Genomic DNA, 14673 nt, shown 5'->3' with positions numbered 1-14673 from the left:
CCCGGCGGACCTGCGGTTGCGGTGCGCCGTAACCGGGCCGGGGAGGGTAACCAGGCTGGGGAGCGTAAGCGGGCTGCGGGTAGCGGGCCGCGGGCTGCCAGCCGTAGCCCGGCTGCGGGTAGCGAGGCGGCGGCGGATAGCCGGGCGCGGGGTGCCAGTGGGGACCCTGCGGCGGATAGCCCATTAGTGGATAGCCCGGCGGTGGGTATGCGGCGGGAGGGTAGCCGATCGGCGGGTAACCGCTATGCGGGTAATCGGGCGGCGGCGCGCTCACCTGGTGGAGCCGCCGTCAAGGTCGATCATGGTTCCCATACTGTCGACCACCCGGGCATTTCTCAACGTGCCGCGGTGTTTGCGGGCCTTGGCGTCCGACGGTGGCACGGCGCGTAGCGTCTCCGTCATGGCGGAACTCAAGACCCGATTGCGGGCGGATCTGACCGATGCGATGAAGGCCAAAGACAAGCTGCGCACCGCGACGCTGCGGATGCTGCTGGCCGCGATCCAGACCGAGGAGGTTTCCGGCAAGGAGGCCCGGGAACTCTCCGACGACGAGGTGCTCAAGGTCCTGGCCAAGGAGGCCCGCAAGCGTGGCGAGGCGGCGGAGATCTACACCCAGAACGGCCGGGGCGAGCTCGCGGCCAACGAGCACGCCGAAGCCCGGGTCATCGACGAGTACCTACCGACCCCGCTGACCGACGCCGAGTTGGCCGACGTCGCCGACACCGCACTGGCGCAGGTCGCCGAGGAGCTGGGCGAGCGGCCGGGCATGAAACAGATGGGCCTGGTGATGAAGGCGGCCACTGCGCTGGCGGCCGGCAAGGCCGACGGGTCGCGGCTGTCGAAGGCGGTCAAAGACCGGCTCTAACGCCCGACGGGTCGTTTGCCTGGACGGCACACGGGTATCCGGATCGTATGACACGGTTCGGCTATACCTTGATGACAGAGCAGAACGGCCCCAAAGACCTTGTCCAGTATGCGATATCGGCTGAGCAGCGAGGTTTCGACTTCGAGGTCACCAGCGATCACTTTTCACCATGGCTGGCATCGCAAGGTCACGCGCCCAACGCGTGGGCGGTGCTGGGCGCTGTAGCGCAGGCTACCGACCGCGTCGATCTCTACACCTACGTGACCTGCCCGACTATGCGCTATCACCCGGCGATCGTCGCGCAGCAAGCGGCGACCGTTCAGATTCTCGCCGACGGGCGATTCACTCTGGGTCTGGGCAGCGGCGAAAACCTCAACGAGCACGTGGTCGGTAAGGGCTGGCCGGCGATCAAGCAGCGGCAAGACATGCTGCGCGAGGCGATCGAGATCATTCGCGCGCTGTTCGGCGGCGATCTGGTCGACTGGCGAGGCGACTACTTCCAGGTGGACTCCGCCAGACTGTGGGATCTGCCCGATATCCCGGTCGGCATCGGCGTCGCGATGGGAGGAAAGAGGGCAGTCGACAAGTTCGGCGTTCTCGCCGACCATCTGATCGCGGTGGAACCCGACGGGGACCTCGTGCACGAATGGCATTCCGCACGCCAGGCCAACGGGCTCGCCGGCGGTGGCCGGATCGTCGGTCAGATCCCGATTTGTTGGGATCCCGATCGGGATGCGGCCATTCAACGCGCGCACGACCAATTCCGTTGGTTCGGTGGTGGATGGAAAGTCAATGCCGATCTGCCCACACCCGCCGGTTTTGCGGGGGCGACGCAGTTCGTTCGCCCCGAGGACGTTGCCGACAGCATTCCGTGCGGCCCGGATCTGGATGCGATCGTCGACGCGGTCCGCCCATACTGGAAGGCGGGCTTCACCGACATCGCGCTCTTGCAGATCGGCGGCGATTCTCAAGACGAATTCCTCAAGGAAGCCGCCGAGCCGCTGTTGGTGGCACTTCGGTCGGAAGGAGGCCGTTAGATGTCGAACACATTGCAAGGCAAGAAGGTAGCGATCTTGGCTGCCGACGGTGTGGAGAAAGTCGAGCTTGAGCAGCCGCGTTCGGTGCTCAGTGAGAACGGCGCGCAGGTTCAGCTGCTGTCGCTGAAAACCGATGACATACAAGCACGCAACCATGATTTGGAGCCGGCCGGAACATTCCCAGTCGATCAGGCGGTATCGCAGGTATCCATCGACGAGTTCGACGCTCTGGTTTTACCCGGCGGGACGGTTAATCCGGACAAGCTTCGACTGGATGATACGGCGGTGTCCTTTGTGCGGGACTTCGTGAATTCTGGTAAGCCCGTCGCCGCCATCTGCCATGGGCCCTGGACCCTTGTGGAGGCCGGTGTGGTGGCGGGGCGCACGGTGACTTCGTATCCGAGCATCCGCACCGACTTGCGAAATGCCGGCGGCAATGTCGTCGACGAGGAGGTGGTCGTCGATCGGAATCTGATCACCAGTCGGTCGCCGTCCGATCTGCCGGCGTTCTGCGCTGCCCTCGTCAAGCAGCTCGAGCAAGCTCCGGCGCGCAGCTGAACACTTCGCTGGCGAATCCGGTTTCGAGACCGTGGATTGTGGGCATTTGTCACCGCAAGCCGTGAGCATCATGGCCGTTACGATCTCGAAAGGCCGAAGTGACCATCGCTTTTCCCGCACGGAGCTGTTCGCTCGATATCGACGGTGTCTACCCCCCGCAACATGACTCGCAATTGCTGATCGACAGCCTGGAACAGACCGAATTAGCCCGGGGGCGCCGGGTACTGGATTTCTGCACGGGAAGCGGCGTCGTCGCGATCGCCGCCGCCGAACTCGGCGCCGCCAGCGTGATCGCGCTGGACATCTGCCCACGCGCGGTGTGCTGCTCGCAGGACAATGCCGTGTATGCAGGCGTCGAGATCGACGTTCGTGAAGGGTCCTGTTCCAGCGCTTTGGATTACGCGCCGTTCGACCTCATCGTGTCGAACCCGCCTTACGTGCCCACACCACCGGCCGGCGACATCGACGTCATCCCGATCACCGCGGGTCCCGCGCGGGCCTGGGACGCCGGAGTCGACGGACGGTTGGTCCTGGATCCGTTGTGTGAGTCGGCGGCCGGGCTGCTGGACGCCGGCGGCTCGATGTTGCTGGTGCAGTCCGCGCTGTCCGGAGTCGACAAGTCACTGAACTCGTTGCGTGCAACTGGATTGGAAGCCGAAGTGATTGCTTCCCAGGTGATCACATTCGGCCCGGTGCTCTCGGCGCGGGCCGGTTGGCTGACCGCCACCGGCCAGATCAAACGGGGCTGCCGGACGGAGAAGCTAGTGGTGATCCGGGCGGACAAACCGTGACCGAGCGGATGCGCGTGCAGGTGATACCCAACGGGCCGGTGTTGATACCCGGGCCGGTCCGCATCGAGACACCGGGCGGCGACGTCGTCGAGTCCGATCGCTTCTTGGTAGCTGTGTGCACGTGTCGCCGGAGTAAGGACTATCCCATGTGCGATACCAGCCATCGGCGTTGTCGGCCTGCAGCGCAGGCGAAGTCAGCCAATCGGTCGTAATAGGGAGGTCTCGTCGGCCTTCCATGACGTCATGATGACGTCGGCCAGCCGGTCTTCGACCGCAGCATGCGCGCGAATCCCGAAGACCACATCGGGCTCCAGATGCGGTTCTCGTGCAACGAGATCGCCGACCACGTCGCCGCGCACCACCTGCTCGTGCACCGCGTCGGCCTCGACGTGTTCGCGATAGAACGCAACGCATTCCGGCGGAGCGTTCAGCCGTTGCAGCGCTTCCACCAACCGGCGTGACCCCGGCGACGAGGTGATCTCCGTTGACGCGAAATGTCCGATGGCAGCCCCGCGGAACTGGCGGTGCAAGCCGAACAACGACATCAGATTCACCACTGCCAGCGACTCGGCGGGAACCTTTTCCAGGTACGCAAGGTACGTTGCATCCAGTTCGGCCGCGGTCAGCAGGTCGGCGAACAATTGCTGATGGAGTTTGGCGCCCCGTCCTGCTCCGTATTCGTCGAATTCGACTGCGACGAAAGACGCTTTCGCCTGACCAATCAGACGGGGGATCGCCCAGGCGTGCGGGTCTCCCTCTTTGAGGTGGTACAGCGATCGATGCACGAAGTATTCGCGCATCTGCTCCCACGTCCCATTATCGCGTAGCCAATATGACGGACCGGTCCCGTCTGCGGATTCGATTGACAGGTCGCTCATTTCGGCATCGGCGGTGCGGCCGGGTTCGATCCGGCCCACATCGCGACTCACACCGGCCAGAAATACGCGCTCCAATTGTTCGCGCAGATGCAGTAACCCGGGATTCCATTCCCAGGTCGGGTCGACACCGGCGAATCCGCGGTAGTGGAGTTCGTAGCACATGTACAGCGCCAGTTGCAGATCCAGGCCGTATGGATCCGGCTCGCCGACAGACGCGATTATGCGAGTCAGCTGATCGTGCGGCGCGGGCTCGGTGAGGTTGCGCCGCACGGCCAGCGACAACGGCCCGTGGGCAGCCGGCAGCGGAGGTTCGACCGTTGCCTGTAGGTGAGTCACGCGGGTGTGTACCCGCGAATCGGCACTCGTCAAACAGGCCAGTCGCACCCGGTCAGCTCGACAGAGACGTCCCACAGCTGACGGGCCATCGCGGCGTCACGTGCTTTGGCACGCGGCTTGGTCACCGTCGGCTTGCCCCATTGATTGAACCGCGGCGCAAGATAGCTGCCGCTGGGCAGATCGGTGGTCACCGCCTGAATGGTCGATCGCGCGCCGGTGCCCGCGCTGTGGGCTGGGAAGCCGCGGAAGGTGTGGTCGCGAATCCACGGCACCACGCCGGTGGCGTCCCGGCTGATGTCGGTATTCGTCGCTCCCGGATCAGTCATATAAGTCAGCACTCCGCGGCTGGTCAGCTCGTGATTGAACAGCATGACGGCCAACTTCGATTCGCCGTAGGCCGACCATTTGGAGTATTTGCGGTGGTGCCAGTGCAAATCGTCTATGTGTAGGCGACTAAGCGCGTAGGCCGAGCTGACCACCGAGATCACCCGATCCTTGATCCGATCGCCGAGGAGGCAAGTCAACGCGAAGTGGCCGAGGTAGTTGGTGCCCATATGGGCCTCGAATCCGTCGGCGGTGCGCGTCAGCGGTAGGCCCATCACCCCGGCGTTATTGATCAGCACATCGACCCCGTCAACCGAGTCGGCGAACTTTCGCACGCTCGCGAGATCGGCAAGATCGAGGTGAGCTATCTCGACGTCGCCGGTCATGCCAGCTGCGGCTTGCTCGGCTTTCGGGATGGTGCGGCAGGCGATGACGACGCTGTGCCCGGCAGCCGCGAGCGTGGCTGCCGTTGCCGCGCCGACGCCGCTGTTGCCGCCCGTGACGATGACCTTCACCCGGCGATCATCCAGTGTTTCCCGCAGTCGCGCAGTCGATTTGGGTGAAGCGATTGATCTTGAACACGCAAGTGTGTGCGACTGTTGCACACTGCCGACAACCCCGGCAGGCGGGAGGTGCCGCGGGCGCGTCCAAGCCGGCGAAATCTGCTCAGTCCAGGGTCGCTGCGCCCGCTCCGTGGCTACCTTCACGCTGCGCAAACAGTTAGCACCCAACTGCGGCATTCGCACGAAAACTGAGACTTTGGTGACGAGAAGCTTGTGTGCTAGCAAATATTTTTCATTCCGGCTGCTTCAAGATCATCCGGGAGGTACTCTTCCGGGATTCGGACTTGTTGCATATGAATGCAACAACCAAAAGGGGGGGCTCCCATGATGAAACAACGTCGTCTTCTGTTGGCGATCGGCGCGGCCGCCGGCGGCCTGGCCGCTGCTGCGGTCGTCCCCCTCGCACTCGCGCACGCCGATGACGGAGGTTGGGACGACCTTCTCTTGGTGTCCGCTGGCCCACACGTGCCCTATACGGCACTCGGCGTAGACGGGTATGTGGGGTTCCAGCCATTTTTCACCGAGTGGCAGCAGTACCAGCCGACCAATGTGGAAATAGGTGGTACGACCGTCGGCAGTTATGACGTGTTCGAGTCGGACTACGCGACGCCGTGGACCGATGAGTCGGTATACAACTTCGGCGCAGCCACTAGTGGCACCGACCCCGGTGGCCTGGCCGGTGCGACGGTGACCGATTCCGCGTTCTACCCCAGCTTCAACGCCGCCACCGAGCAGTGGCCCCCGGCCGACGTCACCGCCGCACTCCATGACATCCACGTGGTGTTCGGCAACGGCGAAGTGGACAATCTCCTCACCACGGCCTCGGGTACCTACCTTTCCGTGGATGACCCAGGGGTTGGCTCAGCTCTCTGGTTTGAAGCCCCCGGGTCTACCGATGCTTCCCTGATGTGGAGTGGGCTGGCTGACACGTCAGCGGCGCTGGCGGCCGTTGAGAATCTGGCTAACCTGTTGCCGCCCGACGTGTGGTACCCCGGCATCTGAAGTGGCCGGGCGGCGCTGATACCGCTATGAGGATCGTGGTGATCGGCGGCACGGGTGTCCTGGGATCGAAAGTGGTAGGGACGCTGCGGGACCGAGGCCATGACACGGTCGCGGCGTCGCGTTCCACCGGCGTCAATGCGCTGACCGGAGAAGGTCTCGCCGATGTTTTGACGGGCGCCGACGTGGTCGTCGACGTATCCAACGCGCCGTCTTTCGACGACGGCCCGGTGATGGAGTTCTTCACCACCTCGACGAAGAATCTGGTCGCCGCGGCCAGGGGCGCGGGGGTCGGGCACTACGTCGCGGTGTCGATCGTGGGCTGCGATCAGTTGCCCGAGAGCGGCTACATGCGTGCGAAGGTCGCCCAGGAGGAACTCGTCGAGCAGGCGGAGATTCCCTACACGATCGTGCGCGCCACTCAGTTCGTCGAATTCACCGACACCATCACGGCATCGCTGACCGTCGGCGACGAGGTCCGCGTTCCGGACGCGTTGATCCAGCCGATCTCCGCCCGAGCCCTTGCCGACGAGATCGCCCGGGTGGCCGAAGCTCAACCATTCGACGGCATCGACAACGTCGGAGGGCCGGACAAGATCACGTTCGAGCAGATGGCCCGCGACGTTCTGGCCAAGCAGGGTGACTCCAAGACCGTGGTCGTCGATCCGGACGCCACCTATTTCGGGGCGCCGCTCGCGAGGAATAGCCTGGTGGTTCCTGCATAAGTTATTATCTGCGTATGAACGCAGATAATAACGTTCCAACGGTGATTCCCGAAGACCAGGTCGACCTGGTCGTCGAAGTGTTTCGCATGCTGGCCGACCCCACCCGGATCAGGGTGCTGTGGGCACTCACCGGCGGTGAGTTGGCGGTCAACGAACTCGCCGAACAGCTGGGCAAGCCGGCGCCATCGGTATCGCAGCATCTGGCCAAGTTGCGGATGGCGCGGCTGGTGCGCACCCGCCGCGAGGGCACCACGATCTTCTACAGCCTGGAAAACGAACACGTCAGCCAGTTGGTCGTCGATGCGGTGTACAACGCCGAACACGCCGGCCCCGAGGTGCCCCGCCACCACCGCGGCGACGACACGGTGCGTGGCATCGCCAGCGATCGTCGCGCCGGCAAGGCGACTCAGCGATGACACACGTCCAGAATGGTCACGGCCACCACCACCACGACCTCGACCACGACCACGACCATCCGACAGGGCTTCGCGGGGCGATCAAGGAAGTTTTCGCGCCGCACTCGCACGCCGCCGCCGACAGTCTCGACAGCGCGCTGGAATCCAGCGTTGCGGGCATCCGGGCCGTCAAACTCAGCCTGCTGGTGCTGGGCGCGACGGCGCTCGCGCAAATCGTCATTGTGGTCATGTCCGGATCGATCGCACTGGCCGCCGACACCATCCACAATTTCTCCGATGCGCTGACCGCCGTACCGCTCTGGATCGCGTTCGCGCTCAGCACGAGGGCCGCAACCCGTCGCTACACCTACGGATTCGGCAAAGTCGAAGACCTGGCGGGATTGTTTGTCGTCGCGATGATCACCCTGTCGGCCATTGTCGCCGGCTATGAAGCCATCGAACGCCTCATCCACCCGCGACCCATCGCGAATGTCGGCTGGGTCGCACTCGCGGGGATGGCCGGGTTCATCGGTAATGAGTGGGTCGCGGTGTACCGCATCAGAGTCGGCAGGGTGATCGGCTCCGCCGCTTTGGTGGCCGACGGCTTGCATGCCCGCACCGACGGGTTCACCTCGTTGGCCGTGCTCGTCGGTGCCGGCGGTGTCGCACTGGGTTTCCCGCTCGCCGACCCCATCGTCGGGCTGGTCATTACCTTTGCCATCCTCGCGGTGCTGCGCACTGCCGTGCGTGACGTGTTCCGCCGTCTCATCGACGGGGTTGACCCTGAAATGGTTGACACCGCCGAATCCGTGTTAGCCGGCCGGGCGGGGGTGCATTCGGTCCGCAGCGTGCGGATGCGCTGGATCGGCCACCGCCTCCACGCGGACGCCGAACTCGACGTCGACCCCACGATGAGCTTGGCTGCCGCGCACCGCATCGCCCACGACTCCGAACACGCCCTGATTCACTCGCTGCCCAAGCTGACCACCGCGGTGATCCACGCCTATCCTGCCCACGAAAGCTAGTGCGCTACGCCACTTTCAGGAGGATCTTGCCGCCCCGGAGGAGATGCTGCGCCGCGTCCTGAATGTGCTCGAGGGGGTACACGCCCGCGACCGGGACGACGAGGGTGCCGTCGGCCACCAGCGGTGCCGCCTCACGAATGACTGGCATCACCTTGTCGCGGTAGTCGTATTCGCCAACAAAGAATCCGCGGACGGTGAGGTGCTTGCCGACCAGTGTCGAGGTGTCGACCCACATGGGTTCGTCCCTGGCCCAGGAATAGCTGACCAACCATCCGCCGTCGGACAGCAATTCGAGCAGCCGCGCCACCCCGGGACCACCGACGGCTTCCACCGCCAGCGCCACTCGCGCATCGCCGATGATTGCTCGGACATTTCCGACCGCATCGGGGTCATCGACGTGGACCACGTCGGCCCCGGCTGCTGTGAGCTCGGCGAACGTTGTGTCGTCACGGGCCAGGTTGATCGTATTCAGTCCACGAAGTTTGGCCAACGCGATCAATGACCGTCCCACACCGGAGTTCGCGGCGTTCTGAACCACCCAGTCACCGGGCTGCAGGGGGGTGACTTCACTGAGCATCAACCCCGCCGTCGGGGGGTTGCTGCCCAGCATCGAGTACTGCTCGATGTTGCCGCCGGCGGGGAGTGCGAACAGGCCGTCGGCGGGCACGACGAGCCGCTCACGCCAGGCACCGGCATACAGAGGTAGCACGACAAGATCACCGACCTGAAGTCCATCGACCTCGGCGCCAGTGGCAAGTACGCGGGCGACCCCTTCTGCGCCTGGTATGTGGGGCAGGGGTGGTCGCGCCAGCATGCCGGTGACAACCAGCAGGTCGTGTTTGTTCAACGGCGAGACCTCGACGCTCAAGAGAACCTCATGCGGACCCGGTGGCGGCGGCTCCTCGATGTCGACGACGCGGAGCACCTGCGCGGGGTCGCCGAACTGGTCAATCTGGATGGCACGCATATTGATTCCTCTCCATCGAAGGCTGAGCCGCTGTGTGAACCGATACTTGTGCCCACCATTAGCGCACTGTGCGCGCTGCGAATTCCGGCAAACGGAATAGCAACCCGTCCCAATGAATCCTGGTAGTAGCGGGGACAGCCTGATCGCCGGGCAGCGGTACCCAAGCCGCGTACGCAGCAGACCCGGCCTACTGATTTCATCTGCGAATTGGGGCCACGCATGTGTATGCCGGCACTGCCACCGTCAATTGTCAACGGCAACAGTGAAACTGAAGCAGACAACGTACCCGGTATGCTGCCGGAATCTGGGCAGCAGGCCGTCGGGCCTGCTACCAGCTAAACATTGTCGGGGTGGCGGGATTCGAACCCACGACCTCTTCGTCCCGAACGAAGCGCGCTACCAAGCTGCGCCACACCCCGCGTGAAGCCACGACAGCGTATCGCACCGCCAGGGCAGCCCGCCAAAGCGCATTGCGTCGGCGACCCCGCGGCCGGCGGCAGCGGCCCGGGACCGCTGCGCAGATCACATCCGTTCCGGTCGGGGATTTGCGCCACAGTCCGGCGTGGAATAACCGAGATGTCGGAGCCATTCCATAAACTAAGAGAGCACGATGTGCGACGGAAGCGGGTAAATCATGACGGTGTTAGGCGCCGTGGTGTTCGGCGGATTCCTGGCCCTTGGGGTGCTGTGGCTGCTGGTTACCGCTCCCGATAGCGATATCGATCAGGCATGGAGTCAATCCCAGTGGACTGGGCGCGGGGATTCAATGAGCGCGGAATCCAATTCTCGGATCCTGATCACTTCGTCGCAGGAATAGCGATTTAGCCCACCGAGTAGATGGGCTGCGAGCGGCCACGATCATGTTGCGCATCGCGCCCTCCGATGGGGGCCGCAATCAACGTCAGCAAGGTCGCTTCGGGCCGGCAGCAAAACCGCACCGGAGCGTACGGAGATGTGCCGATCCCAGCGGACACGTGCAAGCGCATGTTGGCGCCCCAGCGCGACGGGCCTTTGGCCCGCGACCGATCCAGGCCGGAGTTGGTCACCAGAGCGCCGTAGAACGGCAGGCACAGCTGTCCGCCGTGGGTGTGGCCGGCCATCACCATTTGATAGCCGTCGGCGGCGAAGCGGTCCAGCACCCGGGGCTCCGGCGAATGAGTCAACCCCAGCCGCAGGTCGGCGGCCGGGCTAGCCGGTCCGGCGATCGCGTCGTAGCGATCCCGGGCAATGTGCGGATCGTCCACACCCGCGGCCGCGATGTGCACGCCCCCGACTTCGAATTCGCGACGATTGTGGGTCAGGTCCAACCAGCCGCGCTCGGTGAATGCCGCCCGCAGGTCCTGCCAGGGCAGCGGCTGACCGTGCACGCGGTGGCCGGGCTTGGTCAGGTAGTTCAGCGGGTTCTTCGGCCGCGGACCGAAGTAGTCGTTGCTGCCGAAGACGAATACACCGGGCACCGAAAGCAGGTTGCCCAGGCTCTGGACGACCGCCGGCACGGCCCGGGGGTGTGCCAGGTTGTCGCCGGTGTTGACGACCAGGTCGGGCTCTAGGCCGGCGAGTTCACGCAGCCACGCCTGCTTGCGGCGCTGACCGGGTCGCATGTGCAGATCGCTGATGTGCAGCACCCGCAACGGCGATGAACCCGGGTCCAGCACCGGGATGGTCAGTTCGCGCAGCACGAATGCATTGCGCTCGATGAGCGAGGCGTAGCCGATTCCGGCAACAGCCGATCCAAGCGCGACGGCACCGGTACTTTTCAGAGCGGTCATGGCGGAGGGCATGCAGGCCAGCGTACTGCCGCTGGCCGGGCAGCGGCGTGTCACACACCAGCAGACCTGCTAGGGAGGCGGCGGCGCCAGGATCGGAATGGTGATCGGCGGAAGACCCGGGATCTCGATCACTTGCGAACCCACCGGCGCTGGAGCACCTGGGGCGCCCTCCGGCGGTGGCGGCGGCGCCGGCGCGATGCCGTTACTGGTCTGGATGGTGATGACCGCACCGGGGATTGTCTGGCCGTTGGGTGTGGTCCCGACCACCTCGCCATACTTCGCGCTGCTGTTGATCGATGCGGGTTGCTCGGCGACCTGAAAGCCGGAATCCTTCAAGCGCTGACGCGCGGCGTCGACGTCGAGACCCGCGACGCTCGGCACGCGGGAGCCGGGCCCGCCTTCGACGTACTCGGGGTCCGTCGGCGGCATCTTCACGTCACCGAAAAGGGTGGCGATCGGCTTCATCGCGGTGAACCAGGTGCGGGCCGGCTCGTTGCCGCCGTACAGGTTCCCGTCGCCGCAACGCCGCAGCGGCGACGAGCACAGGTCGGACGGTGACGTGGAGTCGTCGTAGATGTAGTTCGCCGCCGCCAGCTGGTTGGTGAAGCCGACGAAGCCCGACGAACGGTGCGCCTCGGTGGTCCCGGTCTTTCCGGACACCGGCAGGCTCCAGCCCGCCGCCCCGGCGGACCCCGCCGCGGTGCCGCCGCCCAGCGCGTCCTTGCTCATCGCATTGGCCAGCGTGTTGGCCAGCCCTTCGGGCACCACCTGGTCGCAGGCTTCGGTAGTGACGGCCACCTGGTTGCCGTTGCGGTCGATCAGCTTGTCGATGGGGTTGGGCGGGCACCAGGTGCCGCCCGAGGCCAGCGTCGCCGCGACGTTCGACAACTCCAGCGCGTTCAGCTCGAATGGCCCCAATGTGAACGAGCCGATGTTCTGCCGTTTGATGAAGTCGGCCAGGCTCTCGTTGCTCTCCTGGTCGTAGTCGCGGGCACTGCCTGGCTCGCCATAGGACCGCAGTCCGAGCTTGACCGCCATGTCGACGGTTCGCTGCACACCCACGAGTTGAATCAGCCGCGCGAACGCGGTGTTGGGCGAGGTGGCCAGTGCGTCGGTCACATTCATCGACCCGCGATAGTTGCCGGCGTTGATCACGCACCAGGTCTCCTTGGGGCAGCCCTTGGCGCCACCGTTGCCCATACCCTTGGTCTGGAACCTGCCGGGAACCTCGAGTTGGGTGTTGATGCCCATTCCCATCTGCATCGCCGCGGCCGTCGTGAAAATCTTGAAGATCGAGCCGGCGCCGTCGCCGACGAGCGAGAACGGCTGCGATCGCATGGTCTCGCCGGCTTCGGTGTTCAATCCGTAGGTGCGGTTGCTGGCCATCGCCACAACCTTGTGCGAGTTCTTACCGGGCCGGATCACGCTCATCACGCTGGCAATGCCCTCGAGGGTGGGGCTGGCATAGGTGTCGATCGCGTGTTTGACCGGTTCCTGCACATCGGGATCCAGGTTGGTGCGGATCAGATAGCCGCCGCGAGCGAGCTGTTCCTTATTGATTCCCGCGCGCGACAGGTAGGCCTGCACGTAGTCGCAGAAGAACGCGCGATCACCCGCCGCTATGCAGCCACGCGGTAATTCCTTGGGCTGCGGCAAGATTCCCAGCGGCTCGGCCTTGGCGGCGCGTATCGCGTCGGCCTCGTTGGGAATGTTCTGGATCATGGTGTCCAGGACCAGGTTTCGCCGGGCCAGCGCGCCGTCCGGGTTGGTGTAGGGATTGAGCGAACTGGTTGACTGGACGAGTCCGGCGAGCAGCGCGGCCTGCTGCCAGTTCAGGTCCGAGGCGTTGATGCCGAAATACGTCTGCGCCGCGTCCTGCACGCCGAAGGCGTTGTTACCGAACGAAACCAGGTTGAGGTAACGGGTCAGGATCTCCGGCTTGGTGAAGGTCTTGTCCAAAGTGAGCGCCATCCGGATCTCGCGCAATTTGCGCGCCGGAGTGGTCTCGATCGCGGCACGCTTTTCGGCATCGGTCTGTGCGATCACCAGCAATTGGTAGTTCTTTACATACTGCTGCTCGATCGTCGAGCCACCGCGGGTGTCGGCGTCGCCCGAGGCGTAGCCGGCCAGGCCGGTCAGCGTGCCCTTCCAGTCGACGCCGTTGTGCTCGGCGAATCGCTTGTCCTCGATCGAGACGATGGCCAGCTTCATGGTGTTGGCGATCTTGTCGCTGGGCACCTCGAATCGGCGCTGCGAGTACAACCACGCGATGGTGTTGCCCTTTGCGTCCACCATCGTGGTCACCGCCGGGACGTCGCCCTCCAGAAGTTGCGCCGATGCGTTGCCGACGACTTCGGAGGCCCGGTTGGACACCAGCCCGATGCCACCGGCGACGGGGAACAGCAGGGCGGCGACGATGATGCTGGCGAGCAGGCAGCACCCGGCGAGCTTGGCGATGGTGACCGCGGTCGCGGGGCGCTCCGACATGGCAACTACACTAGCGGCGCTGCGACGGTAGTCTGCGCGAGAGGTCGGCGAGAATTTCTTTCCCGGCCGCCACGCCTCAGGTTTCTCTCAGCCGCAGCTCAGGAGGCTATTACTCGCCTTTTTCGCCGGTTCCGGAGTCCCCTTCATGATCGGATTGCACGGTCGTCCCAAAAAAGGGGGTCAAAGAATGTTGCGTAATTGGTACCTGACCACGTAGCTTATCCACACAATGAGATACAGGTAACACCGACGAGCACAGTGTGGCGCAGGTCGCATCGGGTTTCTGGATCACGCAGTGGTTGCCACACCGGTGGCAAGAGCGAAGGGGAATCGCTGGTGTCAGGTATTCGGACCGCGGCGCATAAGACGACCGCAGCAGCACCTGCAGCCACCATTCCGTTTGGGGCTGAGGCGGAGTCGAGGATCGCTTGGGTTTCGAAAGCGCTGTGCCGGGCTGCCGACCCCGACGAGCTGTTTGTGCGGGGGGCTGCACAACGCAAGGCCGCGGTCATCTGCCGGCACTGCCCGGTGATGTTGGAGTGCGGCGCTGACGCGCTGGACAACCGTGTCGAGTTCGGCGTCTGGGGTGGGATGACCGAACGTCAGCGTCGGGCGCTGCTCAAGCAGCACCCCGAGGTGGTCTCCTGGTCGGAGTTCTTCAGCACGCAGCGCAAGCACCGCAGCGTCGGCTAGAACAGGCCTTCTCAGGCCGTCGCCGTCATCTGGTCGGCGATGGCCCGCAACGCCTCCAAATCGGAGACGTCGAACGGCAGCGAAGGGACACCCACGATTGCGACGTGGGGGTTGGCCCCGGTGAATCGGGACAGCAGCCGGATCTCCCGCTTGGCGGTTTGGCCGCGGTCGGCGTGGATCCGCAGCACAGCTGCCGTCAGCGCGGCGGCACCTGAATCGGCGCTCTCGGCCTCCAGCGTCTCGGTGGCGTCGATCGCCCGT

Annotated in this window: 17 protein-coding genes, 1 tRNA gene and 2 pseudogenes; 11 read left to right on the top strand and 9 right to left on the bottom strand. The window is 64.7% G+C overall.

Going from position 1 to position 14673, the window contains the following annotated elements:
* A pseudogene (locus tag VN856_RS16790) lies at positions 1-274 on the bottom strand (DUF4190 domain-containing protein); the annotation flags it as partial.
* Positions 271-402, bottom strand: a complete 132-nt coding sequence (locus VN856_RS16785) for a hypothetical protein (RefSeq protein ID WP_325690975.1) — start codon at positions 400-402, stop codon at positions 271-273. The pseudogene VN856_RS16790 and the gene VN856_RS16785, both read right to left, overlap by 4 nt.
* Here VN856_RS16785 and VN856_RS16780 point away from each other — a divergent pair.
* From VN856_RS16780 to VN856_RS16760, 5 genes are all read left to right on the top strand, one after another.
* On the top strand, positions 401-865 hold the full coding sequence (locus VN856_RS16780; RefSeq protein WP_325690973.1) for a GatB/YqeY domain-containing protein: 465 nt from the start codon (positions 401-403) through the stop codon (positions 863-865). The genes VN856_RS16785 and VN856_RS16780 overlap by 2 nt on opposite strands.
* Before the next feature lie 47 nt (positions 866-912).
* Positions 913-1902, top strand: a complete 990-nt coding sequence (locus VN856_RS16775) for an LLM class F420-dependent oxidoreductase (RefSeq protein WP_325690971.1) — start codon at positions 913-915, stop codon at positions 1900-1902.
* Positions 1903-2460: a type 1 glutamine amidotransferase domain-containing protein gene (locus VN856_RS16770; RefSeq protein WP_325690969.1), complete on the top strand. Its 558-nt coding sequence runs from the start codon at positions 1903-1905 to the stop codon at positions 2458-2460.
* A 98-nt stretch (positions 2461-2558) separates the two neighbouring features.
* Positions 2559-3251, top strand: a complete 693-nt coding sequence (locus VN856_RS16765; RefSeq protein WP_414686980.1) for a HemK2/MTQ2 family protein methyltransferase — start codon at positions 2559-2561, stop codon at positions 3249-3251.
* Between the two features lie 8 nt (positions 3252-3259).
* Positions 3260-3463 carry a CDGSH iron-sulfur domain-containing protein gene (locus tag VN856_RS16760; protein WP_325690979.1) on the top strand — a complete coding sequence of 68 codons (204 nt, stop codon included), beginning with the start codon at positions 3260-3262 and terminating at the stop codon, positions 3461-3463.
* On the opposite strand, the gene VN856_RS16755 is transcribed toward VN856_RS16760, so the two are convergent.
* Both VN856_RS16755 and VN856_RS16750 read right to left on the bottom strand, forming a co-directional pair.
* On the bottom strand, positions 3446-4465 hold the full coding sequence (locus tag VN856_RS16755; protein WP_325690967.1) for an iron-containing redox enzyme family protein: 1020 nt from the start codon (positions 4463-4465) through the stop codon (positions 3446-3448). The genes VN856_RS16760 and VN856_RS16755 overlap by 18 nt on opposite strands.
* A 29-nt stretch (positions 4466-4494) precedes the next feature.
* The gene (locus VN856_RS16750) at positions 4495-5304 is read right to left on the bottom strand and encodes an SDR family NAD(P)-dependent oxidoreductase (RefSeq protein WP_325690965.1); all 810 of its coding nucleotides are present in this window, start codon (positions 5302-5304) and stop codon (positions 4495-4497) included.
* Positions 5305-5676: 372 nt separating this feature from the next.
* On the opposite strand from VN856_RS16750, the gene VN856_RS16745 reads away from it, so the two are divergent.
* Genes VN856_RS16745 through VN856_RS16730 form a run of 4 tightly spaced genes read left to right on the top strand, consistent with a single transcriptional unit; the run spans position 5677 to position 8496 of the window.
* Complete coding sequence (locus VN856_RS16745) at positions 5677-6354, top strand: hypothetical protein (protein WP_325690963.1); 678 nt, start codon at positions 5677-5679, stop codon at positions 6352-6354.
* 26 nt (positions 6355-6380) lie between these two features.
* Positions 6381-7076: an SDR family oxidoreductase gene (locus VN856_RS16740; RefSeq protein WP_325690962.1), complete on the top strand. Its 696-nt coding sequence runs from the start codon at positions 6381-6383 to the stop codon at positions 7074-7076.
* Positions 7077-7090: 14 nt separating this feature from the next.
* Positions 7091-7492, top strand: a complete 402-nt coding sequence (locus VN856_RS16735) for a metalloregulator ArsR/SmtB family transcription factor (protein ID WP_325690960.1) — start codon at positions 7091-7093, stop codon at positions 7490-7492.
* A complete protein-coding gene (locus tag VN856_RS16730; RefSeq protein ID WP_325690959.1) occupies positions 7489-8496 on the top strand; it encodes a cation diffusion facilitator family transporter in 1008 nt (335 codons plus the stop codon). The genes VN856_RS16735 and VN856_RS16730 overlap by 4 nt, the downstream gene beginning before the upstream one ends.
* Before the next feature lie 4 nt (positions 8497-8500).
* On the opposite strand, the gene VN856_RS16725 is transcribed toward VN856_RS16730, so the two are convergent.
* Both VN856_RS16725 and VN856_RS16720 read right to left on the bottom strand, forming a co-directional pair.
* Positions 8501-9463 (bottom strand): zinc-dependent alcohol dehydrogenase family protein, encoded by a 963-nt coding sequence (locus VN856_RS16725; RefSeq protein ID WP_325690957.1) that lies wholly within the window; start codon positions 9461-9463, stop codon positions 8501-8503.
* 345 nt (positions 9464-9808) lie between these two features.
* A tRNA-Pro gene (locus tag VN856_RS16720) sits at positions 9809-9882 on the bottom strand.
* Positions 9883-10097: 215 nt separating this feature from the next.
* Between VN856_RS16720 and VN856_RS16715 the strand changes: the two genes are divergently transcribed.
* Positions 10098-10280 carry a hypothetical protein gene (locus VN856_RS16715; RefSeq protein WP_325690955.1) on the top strand — a complete coding sequence of 61 codons (183 nt, stop codon included), beginning with the start codon at positions 10098-10100 and terminating at the stop codon, positions 10278-10280.
* A 4-nt stretch (positions 10281-10284) separates the two neighbouring features.
* Here VN856_RS16715 and VN856_RS16710 read toward each other — a convergent pair whose 3' ends face one another.
* Positions 10285-11232, bottom strand: a complete 948-nt coding sequence (locus VN856_RS16710) for a metallophosphoesterase (RefSeq protein ID WP_414686979.1) — start codon at positions 11230-11232, stop codon at positions 10285-10287.
* Between the two features lie 69 nt (positions 11233-11301).
* Positions 11302-13719 carry a transglycosylase/D,D-transpeptidase PonA2 gene (gene ponA2 / locus VN856_RS16705; protein WP_325690951.1) on the bottom strand — a complete coding sequence of 806 codons (2418 nt, stop codon included), beginning with the start codon at positions 13717-13719 and terminating at the stop codon, positions 11302-11304.
* A 336-nt stretch (positions 13720-14055) separates the two neighbouring features.
* Between ponA2 and VN856_RS16700 the strand changes: the two genes are divergently transcribed.
* On the top strand, positions 14056-14412 hold the full coding sequence (locus VN856_RS16700; RefSeq protein WP_414686978.1) for a WhiB family transcriptional regulator: 357 nt from the start codon (positions 14056-14058) through the stop codon (positions 14410-14412).
* An 11-nt stretch (positions 14413-14423) separates the two neighbouring features.
* On the opposite strand, the pseudogene VN856_RS16695 reads toward VN856_RS16700, so the two are convergent.
* Positions 14424-14673, bottom strand: a pseudogene (locus tag VN856_RS16695) (ArsA family ATPase); the annotation flags it as partial.

It is taken from the genome of Mycobacterium sp., from assembly GCF_035603715.1.
Lineage (GTDB): Bacteria > Actinomycetota > Actinomycetes > Mycobacteriales > Mycobacteriaceae > Mycobacterium.
Note: the sequence above shows the minus strand (reverse complement) of the source record. Positions and strands in the feature narration are given on the sequence as shown.

Coding starts and splice junctions, on each gene's coding strand:
- VN856_RS16780 (WP_325690973.1), top strand. CDS start 401: ATGGCGGAACTCAAGACCCGATTGCGGGCGGATCTGACCGATGCGATG.
- VN856_RS16785 (WP_325690975.1), bottom strand. CDS start 402: ATGACGGAGACGCTACGCGCCGTGCCACCGTCGGACGCCAAGGCCCGC.
- VN856_RS16775 (WP_325690971.1), top strand. CDS start 913: ATGACACGGTTCGGCTATACCTTGATGACAGAGCAGAACGGCCCCAAA.
- VN856_RS16770 (WP_325690969.1), top strand. CDS start 1,903: ATGTCGAACACATTGCAAGGCAAGAAGGTAGCGATCTTGGCTGCCGAC.
- VN856_RS16760 (WP_325690979.1), top strand. CDS start 3,260: ATGCGCGTGCAGGTGATACCCAACGGGCCGGTGTTGATACCCGGGCCG.
- VN856_RS16745 (WP_325690963.1), top strand. CDS start 5,677: ATGATGAAACAACGTCGTCTTCTGTTGGCGATCGGCGCGGCCGCCGGC.
- VN856_RS16740 (WP_325690962.1), top strand. CDS start 6,381: ATGAGGATCGTGGTGATCGGCGGCACGGGTGTCCTGGGATCGAAAGTG.
- VN856_RS16735 (WP_325690960.1), top strand. CDS start 7,091: ATGAACGCAGATAATAACGTTCCAACGGTGATTCCCGAAGACCAGGTC.
- VN856_RS16730 (WP_325690959.1), top strand. CDS start 7,489: ATGACACACGTCCAGAATGGTCACGGCCACCACCACCACGACCTCGAC.
- VN856_RS16725 (WP_325690957.1), bottom strand. CDS start 9,463: ATGCGTGCCATCCAGATTGACCAGTTCGGCGACCCCGCGCAGGTGCTC.
- VN856_RS16715 (WP_325690955.1), top strand. CDS start 10,098: ATGACGGTGTTAGGCGCCGTGGTGTTCGGCGGATTCCTGGCCCTTGGG.
- VN856_RS16710 (WP_414686979.1), bottom strand. CDS start 11,232: ATGACCGCTCTGAAAAGTACCGGTGCCGTCGCGCTTGGATCGGCTGTT.
- ponA2 (WP_325690951.1), bottom strand. CDS start 13,719: ATGTCGGAGCGCCCCGCGACCGCGGTCACCATCGCCAAGCTCGCCGGG.